This is a genomic window from Mesorhizobium sp. Cs1299R1N3, from assembly GCF_037179625.1.
GTDB lineage: Bacteria > Pseudomonadota > Alphaproteobacteria > Rhizobiales > Rhizobiaceae > Mesorhizobium > Mesorhizobium salmacidum.
The window spans coordinates 35,446-53,372 of record NZ_JAPYKQ010000022.1; the positions used below are offsets into that span (position 1 = coordinate 35,446).

13 protein-coding genes and 2 pseudogenes are annotated in these 17,927 nt (G+C 57.1%); 11 read left to right on the top strand and 4 right to left on the bottom strand.

Annotated features, from left to right (window positions below; translation table 11 throughout):
- Window positions 1-48 precede the first annotated feature (48 nt).
- The 7 genes from O7B34_RS28845 to O7B34_RS28875 all read left to right on the top strand — a co-directional run bounded on the left by O7B34_RS28845 (window position 49) and on the right by O7B34_RS28875 (window position 9,410).
- Window positions 49-993 carry a LysR substrate-binding domain-containing protein gene (locus O7B34_RS28845; RefSeq protein WP_337149203.1) on the top strand — a complete coding sequence of 315 codons (945 nt, stop codon included), beginning with the start codon at window positions 49-51 and terminating at the stop codon, window positions 991-993.
- 133 nt (window positions 994-1,126) lie between these two features.
- Entirely contained in the window at window positions 1,127-2,197 is a 1,071-nt protein-coding gene (locus O7B34_RS28850; protein ID WP_337149205.1) for a histone deacetylase family protein, read from the top strand.
- Entirely contained in the window at window positions 2,190-3,170 is a 981-nt protein-coding gene (gene proX / locus O7B34_RS28855; protein ID WP_337149206.1) for a glycine betaine/L-proline ABC transporter substrate-binding protein ProX, read from the top strand. The genes O7B34_RS28850 and proX overlap by 8 nt, the downstream gene beginning before the upstream one ends.
- A 167-nt stretch (window positions 3,171-3,337) precedes the next feature.
- Window positions 3,338-4,657 carry a 4-aminobutyrate--2-oxoglutarate transaminase gene (gabT, locus tag O7B34_RS28860; RefSeq protein WP_337149207.1) on the top strand — a complete coding sequence of 440 codons (1,320 nt, stop codon included), beginning with the start codon at window positions 3,338-3,340 and terminating at the stop codon, window positions 4,655-4,657.
- Window positions 4,658-4,792: 135 nt separating this feature from the next.
- Complete coding sequence (locus O7B34_RS28865; protein ID WP_337149208.1) at window positions 4,793-5,389, top strand: HupE/UreJ family protein; 597 nt, start codon at window positions 4,793-4,795, stop codon at window positions 5,387-5,389.
- Window positions 5,390-5,577: 188 nt separating this feature from the next.
- Window positions 5,578-8,226, top strand: a complete 2,649-nt coding sequence (locus tag O7B34_RS28870) for a CehA/McbA family metallohydrolase (RefSeq protein ID WP_337149209.1) — start codon at window positions 5,578-5,580, stop codon at window positions 8,224-8,226.
- An 80-nt stretch (window positions 8,227-8,306) separates the two neighbouring features.
- Window positions 8,307-9,410 (top strand): mandelate racemase/muconate lactonizing enzyme family protein, encoded by a 1,104-nt coding sequence (locus O7B34_RS28875; protein WP_337149210.1) that lies wholly within the window; start codon window positions 8,307-8,309, stop codon window positions 9,408-9,410.
- Between the two features lie 293 nt (window positions 9,411-9,703).
- Here O7B34_RS28875 and O7B34_RS28880 read toward each other — a convergent pair.
- The 4 genes and pseudogenes from O7B34_RS28880 to O7B34_RS28890 form a co-directional block, all read right to left on the bottom strand.
- Window positions 9,704-9,972: pseudogene (locus tag O7B34_RS28880) on the bottom strand (Tn3 family transposase); the annotation flags it as partial.
- An 84-nt stretch (window positions 9,973-10,056) separates the two neighbouring features.
- Window positions 10,057-10,470: pseudogene (locus tag O7B34_RS32265) on the bottom strand (NAD-dependent epimerase/dehydratase family protein); the annotation flags it as partial.
- The gene (locus O7B34_RS28885) at window positions 10,379-11,251 is read right to left on the bottom strand and encodes a dihydrodipicolinate synthase family protein (protein ID WP_337149211.1); all 873 of its coding nucleotides are present in this window, start codon (window positions 11,249-11,251) and stop codon (window positions 10,379-10,381) included. The pseudogene O7B34_RS32265 and the gene O7B34_RS28885, both read right to left, overlap by 92 nt.
- Window positions 11,252-11,268: 17 nt before the next feature.
- On the bottom strand, window positions 11,269-12,477 hold the full coding sequence (locus O7B34_RS28890) for an NAD(P)/FAD-dependent oxidoreductase (protein WP_337149229.1): 1,209 nt from the start codon (window positions 12,475-12,477) through the stop codon (window positions 11,269-11,271).
- Window positions 12,478-12,743: 266 nt separating this feature from the next.
- On the opposite strand from O7B34_RS28890, the gene O7B34_RS28895 reads away from it, so the two are divergent.
- From O7B34_RS28895 to O7B34_RS28910, 4 genes are all read left to right on the top strand, one after another.
- The gene (locus O7B34_RS28895) at window positions 12,744-13,652 is read left to right on the top strand and encodes a LysR substrate-binding domain-containing protein (RefSeq protein WP_337128044.1); all 909 of its coding nucleotides are present in this window, start codon (window positions 12,744-12,746) and stop codon (window positions 13,650-13,652) included.
- A 229-nt stretch (window positions 13,653-13,881) separates the two neighbouring features.
- Window positions 13,882-15,420 (top strand): trimethylamine methyltransferase family protein, encoded by a 1,539-nt coding sequence (locus tag O7B34_RS28900; protein WP_337149212.1) that lies wholly within the window; start codon window positions 13,882-13,884, stop codon window positions 15,418-15,420.
- Window positions 15,421-15,461: 41 nt separating this feature from the next.
- Window positions 15,462-17,111: an ABC transporter substrate-binding protein gene (locus tag O7B34_RS28905; RefSeq protein WP_337149213.1), complete on the top strand. Its 1,650-nt coding sequence runs from the start codon at window positions 15,462-15,464 to the stop codon at window positions 17,109-17,111.
- 99 nt (window positions 17,112-17,210) lie between these two features.
- Window positions 17,211-17,903: a corrinoid protein gene (locus tag O7B34_RS28910; protein ID WP_337128041.1), complete on the top strand. Its 693-nt coding sequence runs from the start codon at window positions 17,211-17,213 to the stop codon at window positions 17,901-17,903.
- Window positions 17,904-17,927 lie beyond the last annotated feature (24 nt).

Sequence of the window (17,927 nt, forward strand, 5' to 3'; positions counted from 1 at the left end):
GCCGTCATTCAGACCGCGTCCACAATGTCAGAACCTCCGGAGGTTGAGGTGCAGCGCTTGCCGTCACTGCGTGCGTTACGGGCATTCGAGGCCGCCGGCCGCCGCCTTAGCTTCGCGCGCGCGGCCGAAGAGCTCAACGTCTCCCCCGGAGCGATTAGCCACCAGATAAGCATACTCGAGCAGGAGTTGAAGTTTCCGCTTTTCAAAAGACTGAGTGGTGGCATCGCGCTGACTGACAAGGGAAAGAAGCTGCTTGCAACCCTGACGAAGGCATTTGCAGACATCGCCACCACAGTGCAGGACCTGTCAGGGCACCAACCCGATCTACACATCCGGGTGCAGCCCCTATTCATGGCGAGATGGCTTTTGCCTCGGATACATGGTTTCCAGAAATCAAATCCGAGCATCAAACTCAAGATCACGACGTCGATCAGTCCCCTGAACGTCAAATCGAATGAGTTCGACGCTGCAATCCTGACGATGCAGTCGCCTCCTACGGGATTGATTTCGCAACTTCTCATGGACGAACGTACCACGCCTGTGTGCAGTCCTGCGTTCCTCGACGCTAACGGGCCCTTTACGTCGCCCGGTCAACTATTGTCGCTTCCGATCATCAAGGTGCGAATGCCTGAAGATTCGCAACGCGAAGATGGTCTGAGCTACTGGCAGAAATGGCTCAAAGACGTCGGCGAGTTGGGGGATGAACCAGATAGCGCTCAAGAGTATGATACCCTTGAGGCAGCGCTGATTGCCGCGTGCCGCGGCTTCGGCGTCGCGATGGCGGACTACAATTTTGTCGGAGAGGAATTGGCCGATGGCAGGTTGGTCATGCCTTTCGACCTAATCGTCGATCAGGGGCTTGGCTACTATTTGGTCATCTCCCGCGAAAGCGTCGAAAAACCCGAGGTGGAGGCGTTTCGTGCGTGGCTTAGCCGCGAACTCGGAGACCGCGATATCGCGGAACACGTCGCGCCGGGTCCCGCCCGAGCCTGACTTACTTGCTTCACGCGCCGGACCGTGTGCCCCGTGAATTTTCCTCAATGCCCCCCTGAATTCTTTGGGTTCGTCATGAGTGGGCTAGGAAGCTATCAAAGATGGCAGCCGCCGCCCATTTATGAGGAACGAAGTGTTCTCCGTCATCTACGACCAAAGCGAGACCAGGCACGCCCCCCAGTTTTACATCAAGAACGGCCAGCTCGGCGTCAGTCTCGACCACCCAAAACGCGCGGAGACGTTGTTGTCGGCGTTCCGAACCGCCGAAATCGAAATAAGAGCCGCGACTAACTTCGGCTTGGGTCCGGTGCTCAACGTCCATACGCAACGGTATCTGCAATTTCTTCAAAGAGCGGACGAATACCTAGAGTCGTCGATGCCTGCGTCGAGCGAATTGGTACCGACCATCACGCGCAAGGGCAACGCGAGCGTCTATCCGGATTCCCTTATCGGCCAACTCGAATGGCATATGTTCGACACGTACTCGCCGATCAGCCACGGCACAATGAGCGCGGCCCTCGGCGCGGCGAACTGCGCTATCACGGCGGCGCACATTCTCAAGTCCGGTGGACCTGCGTCCTATGCCCTGTGTCGGCCGCCCGGGCACCATGCCCATGCCGACTATGGCGGCGGATACTGCTATTTCAACAACGCCGCGGTGGCGGCGGAATTTCTTGCCAAGGGCGGAAAAAGGGTCGCGATCCTCGACCTCGATGCGGACCACGGAAACGGGACGCAGTCCATCTTCTACGAACGCCCGGACGTGCTCCACGTTTCGATCCATGCCGATCCAACATTCTCGTATCCATTTTTCACAGGCCACGAGGTGGAAATTGGCTGGGGCGAGGGAATAGGTACGACTCGGAACATCCCGTTGCGGATTGGCACGGCGGATCAGGAGTACCTCGATGCTCTCGAGGTCGCTCTCGAACACATAGCGAGGTTCGACCCAGAATATCTCGTCGTCGCGCTCGGGGTCGATGGGCACATCGAGGAACCCAATCCGCTCTTTGCCCTCTCCCATGACTGCTACTCGCGGATCGGTGAAGCGATCGCGTCGCTGAACAGACCGACCATGTTCACCCAGGAAGGTGGCTACAACCTCAAAAACCTCGCGGCGAATGTCCTAGCGACAATCTCGCCATTCATCGCGCGGTCAGAATTCACGACCTTCACAACAAGAAAGGGGAATGCAAATGTTTAAGAGAACCATCGTCGCGGCCACTGTGCTGGCACTCACCGCAGGGACCGCATTTGCGTCCGGATGCGAAGTCGGCGCGGGGAAGAAAATCCGCCCTATGCAGCCGAGTTCGCTTGCGGAGATTTTCTTCCATGACATCACCTTTCGGGCGCTCGAGAAGTTGGGTTATGAGGTTGCCCAGCCTGAAGAGGCCGAGTACGCCACGATCCACATCGCGGTCGCGAATGGCGACGTAGACTTCACCGCATCGCACTGGAATGTGCTTCACAAGCCCCTATATGACGAAGCTGGCGGGGCCAAGAAGATGACCATTGTCGGCAGGCTCATCTCCGACGCGGTCCAGGGCTACCTCGTCGACAAGAAGTCCTACGACGCGGGGGTGAAAAACCTCGAAGAGTTCAAGAAGCCGGAAGTCGCGGCGAAGTTCGACAGCGATGGTGACGGCAAGGCAGACCTGGCTGGCTGCGCGCCGGGTTGGGGTTGCGAGAAGGTCATCGAACGCCACCTGGACAAGCTCGGACTGCGCGACACGGTCACCCACAATCAAGGCGCATACGATGCCATGATGGCAGATGTGATCGCCCGCTACAAAAGCGGACATCCGATCGTCTTCTTTACCTGGACACCATATTGGGTGACTGGCGTGCTCGTCCCAGGCAAAGACGTCGAGTGGATCGCCGTTCCCAAAATTGAAGGGGACGAGGCGCTCTACACCGACTTCGAAGGCAAGAACCTCGGCTTCGGCATCGACTACGCTAGCTTTCTGGTCAACAACGAGTTCCTGAAAGCAAACCCCGCCGTCAAAACCCTCTTCGAGAACGTATCGATCAACGTGAACGACGTTTCCGCTGAGGCGTCGCGTCAACAGCAGGGCGAAAGCAAGATCGACCAGATCAAGCAACACGCCGACGAATGGATCGCCCAGCACCAGAGTGCCTTCGACGGCTGGGTCGATAAGGCATGCGCAGCCAAGTGAGCACTTGGTGTGACAGGAGCGGTTCCAGGTTGGCCTGGACCCGCTTCAACCTGCCGACCTAAATGGGCGGTGATGAATCAAGCCAATACGGCGGGAAGCTGGTCCTAAGACCGCAGCAACCCGCAAGGCCTGGACTTGCAGACAACAATGCTGTCGGGAGTTTCATGATGTCATCGAATATTACTCTGGACGAGCGCCGAAAAGCTGCTCTCCCCGTAGGAGTGTCATGCTCCTTTCCGATTTATGCGGACCGTGGGCAGAACGCGGAACTCTGGGACGTCGAGGGGCGGCGCTACATTGATTTCGTGGGAGGCATGGGTGCTCTCGCCGTAGGCCATTCCCATCCGGCAGTCGTGAGCGCCGTCCAGGCGCAGCTCACCCGTTTCAGCCATACCTTTTTCGGTACCGCTCCATATGAAAGCTACGTGGAGCTCGCGGAAAAGCTGAACGAGCGCTGCAGTGTCGGAGCGAAGGCCAAGACGCTGCTCGTCACCACAGGTGCGGAGGCGGTGGAAAACGCAGTCAAGATCGCCAGAGCCCACGCGAAGCGACGTGGCATCGTGGTCTTCGGCGGAGGCTTCCATGGCCGCACCCTGCTGACGATGGCCATGACGGGTAAGGTGAACCCCTACAAGAAGGCGTTCGGACCCTTCCCGGGCGACATCTATCGCGCGCCATTCCCCGACCTTTATCGCGGTGTCGGCGTCGAACATTGTCTTGCGGCGCTGGGCACGATCTTCGAAAGCGAGATCGAACCAGGTGCGGTCGCGGCTTTCGTCATCGAGCCGCTTCAGGGCGAGGGCGGATTCATCCCGGCACCGACCGAATTCATGGAAGCCATCCGGCAGATTTGTGACCGGCACGGCATCGTCCTCGTCGCCGACGAAGTGCAGTCGGGTTTTGGAAGAACGGGCCGCCTTTTCGCGATCGAACATACCGGGGTTGCGCCCGATCTCATTGCCATGGGCAAAAGCCTGGGGGCGGGTCTCCCGATCGCGGCAGTGGTAGGCAAGGCCGAGATCATGGACGCCGCGGATGTCGGCGGGCTTGGGGGAACTTACGCAGGCAACCCATTGGCTTGCGCCGCCGCCCTTGCCGTGATCGACATTCTGAACAAGGAAGCCTTGATCGATCGCGCCAACGAGGTCGGAGCGCGTCTCGTGCGCGGCTTCCAACGAATGCAAACTAAGAAAAACCGCTCTGTCATCGGCGATATTCGCGGTCTAGGGGCGATGATCGGCGTGGAGTTTATTGAAGACGACGAAACACGCGCGCCTGCGCGGGCCTTCGTCGGGAAGGTTATCAAGGAAGCATCTAAACGTGGATTGCTGCTTGCATCGGCGGGTAGGCACTTCAACGTAATCCGCATCTTGGTCCCTCTCACAATTTCAGATGATGTGATCGATGAGGCGCTCGACATAATAGATCAATCGATCGACGCGGTGGTTGAGAGCGATCTGGTGGGTGAGAGGGCGATAGCGAGCTGAGGAGTCGATTCCTGTTCGACCATTCAGCGTCATTATTATGCCCCGCGATCGCGGATGCATCGAAGGGCGAACTTAGTTTGGGAAGAGGTTCGATATGAAAGTAACGAGATTGAACGTGGAGTCTCAAACAACACGATGAAGAAAATGCTCGCGTGTTGCCTGTCGATCGCTGCGATCATGACACCAAGTATCGCGTCAGCTCATACTGGACTGGCTGACTCGGTCGGATTCGTTCACGGATTTGGCCATCCCTTTTTCGGCCTCGATCACGTGCTCACGATGACGACTGTAGGCGTGTTGGCGTACAAGATCGGTGGCCGTGGCCTGTGTCTGGTCCCGCTTGCGTTCGTTCTAGCAATGGCCGCGGGGGGTGCTCTGGGCATTGTCGGACTTGGCTTGCCGTGGGTTGAGAGCGGGATCGCTCTATCCGTCGCCGTGATCGGTGTGCTTGTAGCACTCGGCGTTAAGACTCCGGCTGCCTTGGCTGCAGCGATCGTCGGGGTGTTTGCGATTTTTCATGGATATGCTCATGGCGCAGAGATCCCGCAAAGTCATAGCGGAACTTCCTTCGCGGCGGGCTTTATCGCTGCAACTGTTTTGCTCCATCTCATTGGTATCAGCCTCGGATCATTGCTTGGAAAACGAAGTGAACGCGGTAACGGCATGCTGATCCGGTCTATGGGCGGCGCGGTTGCCGTTCTGGGGTTCGGACTCTTGACAGGCGTGATCTAGCCAGAGGTAGGCGTTCGACATTCCTTCGGCGAGGTGCCACGACGCGATAGTGGCGCGACGTCGAACGTTGACCGCAAACAAGACAGACCCGTCTCGGCAATCCTGTACGCTCGCAGGAATCGAAGATTGCAACTTAATATCCGCTAGTGATGTGTCCGACTACCGAAATCTAACCGCGGAAAATCTCCATGATAACGCCCCCGTCCCCACATTTCCGTGCTCTAGAGCTTTCGAATTCTTTCAACCGCTCCAGAAAAAACTTAGGAGCAGGTTTCGCAAAAGGGCCTCTCGACAGCGATTGGAGCGATGGACTCACGGGGCCGCAGGCATTGCGCGGTATCCCCTTCCTTTTCGGTGTGTCGCCGGGGTTTGATGTCGTCTTACTTCGTCCCGGAGAACCCGACATTTGCGTGGAATTCCCTTCTCGCCTGGCCACCTACGTTGTTTTTGTCCAAGCCGTGGCAGATCGGCCGCCGGGAAAACTGAAGTCATTCAGGGACGCACTTCCAGTTGACAGCCCATATAGATCGCCGATCGAGAGCAATGATGTTAGCGGCCTGGTATCAACTTACGTACTTCGATACGCCGACGGCAGCGAAGAGAACGTACCCGTCTACCGAAGAATAGCGATCCAGCAACGACACATTTCTTGGGGGGCAAGCCCATTCGCTGCGATGCCCGCGCTAGGACCTCATGTTCACTCAACTCATGGAGAGGACTTTATCCTGGGTAGAGCGCCGCGGGTCGATTACGATATAGCCGAGGCTCGCAACGAATCCGGTCGCCTCAGCAACGGGAGGGAGAACTTATGGATTTATGCGTTGCCCAATCCGCATCCGCAAAAGGAGTTGGCTGCGGTCCAATTGCGGGCTGAACAGGAAGAGTCGATTGTCTACGCGATTTCGACGACGGGCCTCGCTGACCACCCCTTGCGTTTGCAAAATCGAACGAAGCTGCGGCTTCGGCTCCCCGAGGGGGTTCACTTGAACGCGCTCGGAGAGCTGGACACAGATGATCGAGGTGACGAGATCGGTATCGACCTCGGCACCGTGATTTCGGCGCGCGCGGTCCTTGAATATTCGACCGAGGAGTGGAAGAGCAATATCCATGATGTTCAGCCCAGGAAGTCCAATACAGAGGTTATTGTCGAGTACTCAGCCCATCCGGACGCCCATCTGTATGTTCGGTCGGGAGACGGCGATCTCTTGAATATCGCACTGCGCTCGATTGAAGCGCGGAATTCGGTCCCGAACGCGAATCTTGACGCGAGATCGATCCAGCCTGCCAACAAGCCAGTCAAGATTTCCATCGTCGAGAAGAGCTCGGGTCAGAAAGTTGCGGCACGGCTCCATATCCATGGGCAGCATGGGGAGTACTTGCCACCAAGGGGATACCATCGAAAAGTGAACATTGGAGTCTTTCAAGCCAGATTCGGTGAACTGGCCAACGATCTCAACCAGTATGCATATGTAAAAGGAGATTGCACGGTCGATCTACCGACCGGTCCGGTCTTCATCGAAATTTCGAGAGGATTTGAATTCCAGCCCATTCGTCGAGTTGTGGACATCCTGCCGACAACGGAGACCCTGACATTCGAATTGGACGACGTTCTTCAGTGGCGTGAGAAAGGGTGGGTAACTTCGGATACGCACGTGCACTACCTGAACCCGCATACGGCGCTTCTTGAAGGGCAAGCAGAGGGCGTTAACGTCGTCAATTTGCTTGCGACTCAATGGGGCGAACTCATCCAGAACGCAACCGACTTCGATGGGCGGACAACACTCGGCGCAAAGGAATTTGGTGGCGACGGCGAATTTTTGGTGCGAGTTGGAACTGAGAACAGGATGCAGGTACTAGGTCACATATCTCTTCTTGGGTACGAAGGACCGATCATCGACCCGCTGTGCGCCGGTGGAGCTGATGAAGGTGCAATTGGCGACCCACTTGATACGACCCTTGCCCAATGGGCGGAGCGCTGCCGCGATCAACGAGGGCTGGTTGTAATGCCCCATGCGCCTAGTCCTCAGGGTGAGCGGGCTGCTGATATTGTGCTTGGACTTGTGGACGCTATCGAAGTGATGACATTCAATCCGCGCAGATGGCAGATCGGTGTCTTCGCCATCGCCGACTGGTATAGATATCTTAACATTGGTTACCAGGTCCCGCTGGTCGCGGGTTCCGACAAAATGGACGCCGCCTCGATTATAGGTGGGATACGGACTTACGCTCACCTTGGACCGCAAGAGTTCACCTACGGAACCTGGATGGACGCAATCCGTGGCGGTGACACATTCATAACCGTAGGACCACTCGTAAGGATGACGGTAGAAGGCAAATGCCCGGGGAGCAAGATTCGGCTCGCCGCACAAGGCGGTACAGTCGTGGTCAACTGGCAAGTAGAATCGGTTAGCGTTCCGCCCAAACGTGTTGAAATTCTTCAGAGTGGCATAATCGTCGGCGAAGTAAACTGTGACAAAATGAGGCTGAGTGGCCATGCATCGGTCCACATCCTAGAGTCTTCATGGCTGGCTATCCGTGTTCGTGGAAGCGTCGCGGGCCGCGACGAAGACATCGCAGCGCATACAAGCGCCGTCTTCGTCGAAGTCGGTGACAAGCCGATCTTCGCGACTTCCGACGCGGTGACGGTTTTGGCTCAAATCGAGGGAACGTTGGCCTATCTTGATACGGTGTCGCCGAAGACGGACGAACAGAGACGATCGAAGATGAGGGCAACACTCGAACTTGCCCATCACCGTTTGCACCAACAACTCCACAAGTTGGGCGCAGGTCACGGTCACACGCCCGTTCATGGAGTCCATAGGAAACACGAGCATTAAGCGGCTCTACCCGTCGGCTGCCGAGTAAAGATTGGATGTGTCACACATCTTCACTCATAATCATCCCAAGTGAGACTCACATGAAGATCAAGAAGCTCGACATCTTCACCCACGATCTGCCGGTTAAAAGTGGCCCATACAAAATGGCTTCAGGCTTCGTATGGACGCTGAAATCGGTGCTGGTCCGCATAACAAGCGATGACGGCGTGGAAGGCTGGGGTGAAACCTGCCCGAATGGACCGACCTATGCAGAAGCTCACGCAGGCGGTGCCGTTGCTGCCTTGATAGAGATGGGGCCTGGGCTAATAGGAGCGGACGTTTGGCCCCTTTCGCTCCAGCGTACCATGAACGGGCTGCTTAATGGTCACAACTACGCCAAGGCCGCCGTTGATATCGCAGCTCATGACCTCATCGGAAAGAAGCTCGGCGTGCGTGTCGCAGAAATCCTTGGTGGAGCCGCCACGGAGCGTATTCCGTCCTACTATGCCAGCGGGATAGGCACCCCGGATGAGATCGCTCGCATAGCCCGAGATAAAATGGGAGAAGGCTATCCTCGCCTACAGATTAAGGTCGGCGGTCGTCCCGTGGAAGTGGACGTCGAGGTTGTGCGACGGGTTTGGGAGGTCATCGGCAAGTCCGGCATGCGCTTGGCGGTTGACGCAAATCGCGGATGGACGACGCGGGATGCCCTCCGCATGAGCCGTGAATGCCCCGATATTCCGTTTATCATGGAGCAGCCGTGTAACAATATTGAGGATTTGCGGAAAATCCGTCCGCAGATAGGCCATGGAATCTATATGGACGAGAACAGCGTTAATCTGAACACTGTAATAACGGCCGTTGGCACGAACCTCGTAGATGGGTTTGGGATGAAAGTTACACGGATCGGCGGGCTCCACAACTATGCGATCTTCAGGGATATATGCGCGGCCCGGAACCTGCCCCATACCGCTGACGATGCGTGGGGTGGCGACATCATAAGCGCCGCCTGTACTCATGCTGGCGCAACCGTGAATTCCGCCAATTTCGAGGGAGCGTGGCTAGCTTCACCGTATATCGAAGGGCATTACGACAGCAAAAGCGGCGTGGAAATCGTAGGAGGTCACATTCAGCTTCCAAACGGGCCAGGGTTGGGAGTCGTACCGGATGAAGGTATATTCGGCGAACCACTGGCAAGCTTCTGACAGCCTACAGCAAACCCTGGTATCTCGAGCTTTTCGATGACGTCGCTGTTAGAAAATGGGCGGTCGCGATAAAGATGGAGATGGAGATGGAGATGGAGATGGAGAATGTGGGAGTTAGCTGCCTACGATTGCAAATTGGGAGATGTTCCCCTGCGCGGTGACTCCCTTCACCGCGCAAGTTTTGACCGGCTTCGGGCCGGGCTCTTTTCCTAGGCATCGAAGAAGACCATCGAGAGGGCATCGCATTGAAAGTACGCTAAACAACGCCAAGGGTGAAACAGGAAAGGGAACAGTCAGGCAGCCTGCTTTCTTGATGCCAAATTGAGTGGCTTGCGGTTTGTCGCCTGTGCGGCGCGAATCCCAGAGGAAATCGCCGGAGAAGGCGAAGTGCTCCCATCGCACCAGCGAGGTCTGCGACGCCAGATGACCAGGAACAGACTCGCCGGCTGATCGCAGATGGGCTATCGCGGAATGTGCATATAGCCTGGGAGAGCGCGTGCCGCTGTTCGCTCTTGTTGAGACCCGCCTGACAGCGGCGCCGGAGCGCGGGGGTCTCCAGCCAAGATGTACCAAGCGGAATTGGATCTTCATTGGTAGGACCGGACGTCAGGGTGAACGAACAACCGTCACGAAGATACTTCCGTCCGGACCTGACGAGATTGACCTGTCCCATAAGCTTGCTTTTCAACCCGATCGAATATTGCTCGACCGAGAACTCTTGAAGGGCCGCAAAGTGGACCGCACCAGCTGTGCAAATCAGGGCGTCGAAGTGACCTGTCTGGTTAAACAGCCGCGCGATGGACGAAGGGTCTGCAATATCGACCTGATAGTCGCCGGAGCCTCGATTCACCGCGACTATCTCGTGCCGGGTGCCAAGTTCCGCGGCAACGGCCCTGCCAATCACGCCGCTGGCGCCTATATGGACAATTTTCACGCGGGCCTCACTGACGCAATGCTGGTTGACCCCCTTAGACGCCCAAGGCCTCAAGGGATTTCCGCAGAAGAGCCTCCTGGTCTGCCGACAGCTTCCTAAGCGGACGACGTACGTTACCCGTTCCATAGCCACGCAATTGAGCGGCGCGAAGAACGGAAGGCGTGTAGGGCGCGCGCCATATGAAGAGAATCGACGGCAGCATGCGCTGCCACAAAGCCAAGGCTTGCTCGTACTTGCCGCCGCTGACGAGATCATAAAGTTCAACAGCTTCGATAGGCATGTAGTTTGCGGCACCCCAAATCACGCCGCGAGCTCCAGCCATGAGAGCATATACCGTCGTGGGGTCGGCACCGTTTAGAACAGTCCCGCTTTTTTGGAGAAACTCCTGATGGACGGTGAAATCGCCGGCGCTATCCTTGATATAATTGAAGTTTTTCAGCTGAAAAAGTCGCTCAAGCAACTGCGGTGACACGGAAATGCCCGTGGCCTGGGGTATGTTATATCCGATGATGTCCGTGCCTACGACTGCATCGACCGCCCTATAAAATTCGAAGATACCATCATCATCGCTCGGACCCTCGAAGTAAGGAGGCAAAATCATCAAAGCCTGTGCGCCAACTGACTCGGCATGCTGCGAGCGCCGTATCACTTCATCCATGTTGAGGGCAGACGTCTGACAGATGACGTTGCATCGCCTCGCGATCCGTTTTGCGCCCACCTCGTACAGGCGATTGCATTCGGCTTCCGTCAGGTACGGATGCTGGCCGGTTCCCGCACCAAGAACCAAACCATGAACACCAGCTTCAACGTACTTATCGATAAGCTCCTCAAATACAGCGAAGTCGATCACGCCATTTCCATCGAATGGCGTTTGCATCGCGAGGTTGATACCCTTCAGGTCCGCCATGACTACTCCCTCCGGCGTTAGACTTCAGCACCGGCTTGTCTGAAGCGGAATGCGGTTACAATACGAACTCCCATAGCCGTCACCGGCTTTGGGTAGGGCTTGCTCGGGCTTGCCCGCGTCTTCAAGATATCAATTACGGGCGACGTTCGCAGCGACGCCATTTCCGCGATAGCCTTGCCAAAGGCGGCCCCTCGCGCAACACCGGTGCCGTTGCAGAAAGCAGCCCCATAAACATTCCGGTCAAGTTCGCCAAAAACCATCCCACCATTTTGAGCAAGGGTCAGAAGACCGCCCCAGCTGGCTTCGAAGCCAATTGGTGATAGTTCAGGCCATCTGCGATCAAATGCGATCTGTTGCTCCCGTCGTGCCTTCATCACGTCTTGCCGCGTGGTCTTGAAGTCTGTGGCATAGGCGTAGACGTTGCGAAGAAATAGACGGTTGTCGATCGTACGTCGAACCGTCGTGCCAAAGCTGTTTGCCGGAATGAGTCCATAGGCCGCTTTGCTGCCGACGCGCGAGAGCTCATTTTCTGTCAGCTGCCGCGTCATGCTCGCGAACGTATAGAGCGGGATTGCACGATTTTCGAAAAAGCCAAATCTTGTCAGATAACCAGAGGCACAGATTATGACCCTGGACGCACGCAGCGTCCCCGTGGGGGTCTCGCAGACATGCTTGGGAGCGCCGAATTGAACCGAGGTTATCGGCGTATTTTCATGCACCACCACATTCGAAGGCAGGCGCCTGACGGCATCCTTGAGGTACTTTGCGGGTTGTAATAGGATAGTACCAGGATGGTGCAAAGCCCGAATGTAATGGTTACTCCCGGTAATGGAACGAATTTCCTCGCGCTCAACCCAGCTGTAATTCTGTCCTAGCTTGTCCAGCGCCTCGGAAAAGCGCTTCAAATCTTCAACACCGTGCGGGGTGGCAGCACTATGATATTTGCCCTGCGGATCCCAGTCACAATCGACCCCTTGTTCTTCAACCGCGCTGCGGATGTAGGCGATCCCATCAAGGTTGACGAACAACTCCTCCTTGTTGCCCCTGATGTCTTCGACAAAGTCCTGTTTGCGGGGGTTATGAGCCAGATCGATGACGAAACCCATGCATCGGCCGGATGCATTATCTCCGATGCGACCGGCGTCCACCAGAACCACGGAGCTATCTGGATTGAGCTCTGCATATCGACGCGCTGCGTGCAGCCCCATCCAGCCGCCGCCAATCACCAAGCAATCACAGGCTCGATCACCTGCCTGCGGAACCAGGGGCAATTCTGGTCCGGAAGCTATATACCACCCTGACCGAGTAGGCTCCGGATGCGGCGGCTCGACGGGTATCCGCTTTCCCAAATTCTGGTCGCTCGAACTCACTGCCAACTCGCTCTGTGATGGTGACCTGTGACGGTCACGTTCGTGTTGTCTCAGTGCTCGAATAGACCATCAGAGAGGAGGCTCGTAGACGGAAAAGATCGCGGCTGATATAGAGCTGCTTCATGTCCACGCTTCGCAGTCTGGTTCCCTCGACGCATTCGCTCTTCGTCTTCGAAGCGGCCGCTCGTACGCTCAGTTTCAAGAGTGCAGCCCGGGAATTGAACGTGACGCAGCCAAGCGTCTCACATTCCATCAAGATGTTCGAAAAGCATTGTGGGATCCTCCTGTTCGCCCGCGACAATCGTGGAGTTCAGCTGACCGAAGCCGGACGCCAGCTCTATGACGAAGTGCGAACGAGTTTCCGCCGGCTAGAGCAGAGGCTCGAGGTCATCTCCGATCGCGGGACGAAGTACGTCACGTTCGCGGCGTCCACTTCCTTGGCGGCCCATTGGCTTGCGCCCCAGCTGTATCACTTTCAACAGGAGCACCCAGACGTTAAGATCAAAGTTGTCGCCACGGACCGGGACGCCGAACCCGATCATGAAGTTGACGTGACGGTTTGGGTGCGGCCGCGGGATTTCAGCAGGGCAAACAGCTGGTTTGTTTGTGATGAAATCGTCTTTCCAGTCTGCTCACCTGCCTATCTTTTGTCACATCCGTCCCCTCAGTCGGTCGATGATCTCCTCCAACATCAGCTGATCCACTCGTCTGATGCTTTCCGCAAGAGGATGGGTTGGCCAGAGTGGGTCGAGCTGGCGGGGGGCGATCCCACTGAAATCAAAACAGACATCGTCTTCAATGACTACCAACTGACCCTCCAGGCAGCTCTTGCTGGCGAAGGCATCTCGTTGGGATGGTCCCTCACGGCACAACACCTATTGAAAAATCGGCTTCTCATCCGACCGGTCCCGGTCGAGGTCAAAACAGATCGAGCTTTCTTCCTGCTGACCAGCGAGGATCCTGCCAGAAACAAGAGGAGCAAGCTTCTGGTGGACTGGTTTCTTGAGCAGACGAGTGAAATCCGGTCCTAACAACGCCTAGCTTGCACGACGGGGCCGTCAAGCGAACGATCGGCGCTGACGGTGAGCGCCTTAAAGATGCTCAGGTATAAACTGGATTGAAGACCAGCGAAAACTTTTGCTCATTCTCAGAACTCTCCCGTCGCAATATCATCACGAGCGTGTCATCTCGCGCCTTGGATGCAGCGACGATGGCCGGTTTGTGGCGCGGAGCGTTGCCCGCATTTGGGAAGGCCGAACAATGGACACTGATGCTCCCCTAAGCCGACGCCGAGGTGGACGTGCATCGGTCGTGGCCACCCGTGAAGCAGAGAGGCGGCCCCGGGTTTCGACCATCAGGTACGGCATTCGCCCCGTTGAAGCGGTGACCGCTGCGCAGTTAGAGCGCATTCACCAAGCGTCTCTGGCCATCTTGCGCGAAATCGGAATCGAATTCCGGGACGAGACTGCCATCAGGCAGTGGAAAGAGGCTGGCGCCGATGTCCGCGATCACCGCGTTCGCCTTGAAGGCGAGATGGTCATGGACCTTATCTCGAAGGCTCCTTCAAGTTTCGAGATGACCTCACGCGACCCGTCGCAGCGTTTCGAGATTGCGCTCGATACAATGACATTCGGGGCGATGCAGGGTGCGCCGAATGTCCGCGACCTGCAGGGCGTACGCCGCGCCTCGACGATCGAGGATCTGCGAAACATGAACCGGCTAACGCAAATGCTGCCCGGATTTCATATCGCGGGCGGCTTCACCTGTGAGCCAACCGATATTGCGGTGCCCTGGCGGCACTTGCACATCAACCATTCAAGTCTCGTTGAGACCAACATGCCGTTCTTCGGTCTTACGACCGGGCAGCAGCGTGCCGAAGACTCCATTGCCATGGGGCAGATCGTCCACGGCAAAGCGTTCATGGACCAGAATGCGGTGATGATGGGACACGTGTCGGGAAACTCGCCACTTGTCTGGGACGCCACTATGCTCGAAGGACTTCGCGCATTCGTCGAAGCAAACCAGGTGGTGCTGCTATCCCCGTTCGTACTCGGGGCCGCTAACACCCCGGCCGACATCCCAGCGACGATCGCCCAACTGAATGCAGAGGCGCTCGCCGCCCTTGCTTACACCCAGTTGGTCAGGCCTGGGGCGAATATGATCTACGGCCAATACTCGGTCTCAGTGTCGATGCGCAGCGGCGCGCCGATGTCAGGGATGCCGGAGGTTACGCTCATCAACGCGGTTATCGGCCAACTTGCCCGACGATACGGGATACCGTGGCGGACCACCGCTTCCCAATCGTCCGCCAAGACCTTCGATGCTCAGTCCGGTTACGAATCGGCGGTTGCCTACATGTCGGGCGCCAGCGCCAACGCAAACCTGATGATGCATGCGGGCGGCTGGGATGAAGCCGGCCTCGTCTGCTGTATGGCCAAGTTCGTCGCCGATGCTGAACAGAACCTTCTGATGGAGAAATACGCTCGGGGGATAAATTTTGATCATTTTGATGACGCGCTCGAGGCGGTCCGGCGCATCGGTCCAGGCGGGCACTATCTCGGGGATGCCTTCACCCTCAAACGCTTTAAGGACGCATTTATCGCACCCGAGATCCTCGACTACCTCAGCTACGAACAGTGGAAAGTGAAAGGGTCGCGGGACATGGCGCAACGCTGTCGGGAAAAGGCGAAGGCGATCATCGCCGGCTATGAACAACCCTCCATGGACCCGGCCGTGCGGGAGGAGCTCGACGCCTTTGTGGCGAAACGCCAGGAGGAAATTTCGCCAAGCCTCGCCTAGCCTCCGAAAATCTATTGGGAACATAACAAAGGGAGCAGGAAATGGGATTTTTCAGAAGCAACGGGGACAGTGTCCCCGCTTCGGTCGCGACGATGGCGAACGAGGTGAAGGCCGGCAGGATGGATCGGCGCGAATTCCTGGCGCTTGCAAGCACCTTCGGCGCCTCTGCCGTTATGGCTTATGGCCTGATGGGCGTGACGCTACCCAAGGCCGCTTACGCCGCGGAGCCAACCAAGGGCGGCACGCTGCGCGTGTCGATGCCTGTCAAGGCGCAGAAAGATCCGCGCACCTATGACTGGGTCGAACTGGCCAACATCTCACGTTGCTGGCTGGAGCCTCTGGTCCGTTACACGCATGAATTCACATTCGAACCAGTCCTGCTTGAGAGCTGGGAGGTCAACGAGGACGCAACGGAATACGTGTTCCATGTGCGCAAGGGTGTAACCTGGAATAATGGCGACGCGTTCAACGCGGACGATGTGATTTTCAACCTTACGCGCTGGTGTGACAAGGGCGTTTCCGGAAACTCGATGGCGGCCCGCGTCGGTGGTCTGATCGACACCAAATCGGGCAAGGCTCGAGACGGTGCAATCGTCAAGGTCGACGATCATACGGTCAAGCTAAAGCTCAGTGAACCGGACATAGCGATCATAGCCAACTTCACCGACTACCCCGGCCTGGTCGTGCATCACAGCTTCGACTCGACGGGTGCCGACCCTGTGGCAAAGCCGATCGGAACGGGGGCGTTCGAGCTGGTTTCGTACTCGGTCGGCAGCAAGGCTGAAGTCAAGCGCCGTGGCAACGGCAAATGGTGGGGCGGCGAAGCCCTGCTTGATGGTGTTCAGTTCATAGACTACGGCACCGACTTCCAGGCGACCGTCTCCGCATTCGACTCCGGGGAAATCGATGTCAATCTCGAAACGCCGGCGGATTTCGTTGACATTTTGAACAAGATGAATGTCGTCAAATCGGAGGTCGCCACCGCAACGACACTGGTATGCCGGACGAACACCGCCAACAAACCATACGACGACAAGAAGGTCAGAAATGCCTTGCAAATGGCGGTCGACAACAATGCTGTCCTGCAGCTCGGATACGCCGGACGTGGCACAGTCGGCGAAAATCATCACGTCAGCCCAATCCATCCGGAGTATTATGCGCTGCCCAAGAAGACCCGTGACCTCGAGGGCGCGAAGAAACTGATGGCTGAGGCCGGACATGCCGACTTCGAGCATGAGCTGATCTCGATCGACGAGGACTGGCAGAAGAATACCGGTGACGCGATCGCGGCTCAATTGCGTGAGGCCGGTTTCAAGGTGAAGCGCACCGTCCTGCCGGGCTCGACCTTCTGGAACGACTGGTCGAAGTACCCTTATTCGCTGACGGTCTGGTACATGCGGCCGCTCGGCGTTCAGGTGCTTGCGCTGGCTTACCGGACCGGCGAGGCATGGAACGAGACGGCCTATTCCAATCCCGACTTCGACGCAAAACTGAAGAAGGCCTTCTCGGTAAGTGATCCCGCCAAGCGGAGAGAACTCATGAAGGAACTCGAAACCATCATGCAGGACTCCGGTGTCATCATCCAACCGTTCTGGCAAAGCCTCTACGGCCATATGGGCAAGAAGGTCCAGAATTACGCGATCCACCAGACTTTCCAGATGGATCTGCAAAAAGTCTGGCTGGCAGCCTGACGAACTCCCAAGGCTGAGCCGGAAGCCTGATCGGTACCCTTTCTTCAACGCGGAAGGGTACCGATTTTTTGTAATTCACACATTGCGAGGCGTTTCACTATGTCCGACGACGAGATCGTTCTTTCCGAGCTTTCCGATGACGAGTTGGTGCAGCAGATGCACGACGACCTCTATGACGGGTTGAAGGAAGAGATCGAGCAAGGAACGCATATCCTTCTCGAGCGCGGCTGGGTGCCTTACACGGTGCTGACCGAGGCGCTGGTCGAAGGCATGCGTATCGTCGGCGAGGATTTTCGCGACGGCATCCTGTTCGTGCCCGAAGTGCTGTTGTCGGCCAATGCCATGAAGGCCGGCATGTTCATCCTGCGCCCGCTGCTCGCCGCCACCGGCGCGCCCAAGCAGGGCAAGATGGTCATCGGCACCGTCAAGGGCGACATCCATGACATAGGCAAGAACCTCGTCGGCATGATGATGGAGGGTGCTGGCTTCGACGTCATCGACCTCGGCATCAACAATGCGGTCGAAAAATACATGGCTGCGATCGAGGAGCACCAGCCCGACATTATCGGCATGTCGGCGCTGCTCACTACGACCATGCCCTATATGAAGGTCGTCATCGACACGATGAAGGAAAAGGGCATCCGGGACGATTATGTCGTGCTGGTCGGCGGTGCGCCGCTCAACGAGGAATTCGGCAAGGCCGTCGGCGCCGACGCCTATTGCCGCGACGCCGCGGTGGCTGTCGAGACGGCAAAGGACTTTATGAAGCGCAAGCACAACGTCCGCGGTTAATCACGCGCGAACGAGAGAGATTTG

Coding starts and splice junctions, on each gene's coding strand:
- O7B34_RS28905 (WP_337149213.1), top strand. CDS start 15,462: ATGGGATTTTTCAGAAGCAACGGGGACAGTGTCCCCGCTTCGGTCGCG.
- O7B34_RS28910 (WP_337128041.1), top strand. CDS start 17,211: ATGTCCGACGACGAGATCGTTCTTTCCGAGCTTTCCGATGACGAGTTG.
- O7B34_RS28895 (WP_337128044.1), top strand. CDS start 12,744: ATGTCCACGCTTCGCAGTCTGGTTCCCTCGACGCATTCGCTCTTCGTC.
- proX (WP_337149206.1), top strand. CDS start 2,190: ATGTTTAAGAGAACCATCGTCGCGGCCACTGTGCTGGCACTCACCGCA.
- O7B34_RS28870 (WP_337149209.1), top strand. CDS start 5,578: ATGATAACGCCCCCGTCCCCACATTTCCGTGCTCTAGAGCTTTCGAAT.
- O7B34_RS28875 (WP_337149210.1), top strand. CDS start 8,307: ATGAAGATCAAGAAGCTCGACATCTTCACCCACGATCTGCCGGTTAAA.
- gabT (WP_337149207.1), top strand. CDS start 3,338: ATGTCATCGAATATTACTCTGGACGAGCGCCGAAAAGCTGCTCTCCCC.
- O7B34_RS28865 (WP_337149208.1), top strand. CDS start 4,793: ATGAAGAAAATGCTCGCGTGTTGCCTGTCGATCGCTGCGATCATGACA.
- O7B34_RS28900 (WP_337149212.1), top strand. CDS start 13,882: ATGGACACTGATGCTCCCCTAAGCCGACGCCGAGGTGGACGTGCATCG.
- O7B34_RS28885 (WP_337149211.1), bottom strand. CDS start 11,251: ATGGCGGACCTGAAGGGTATCAACCTCGCGATGCAAACGCCATTCGAT.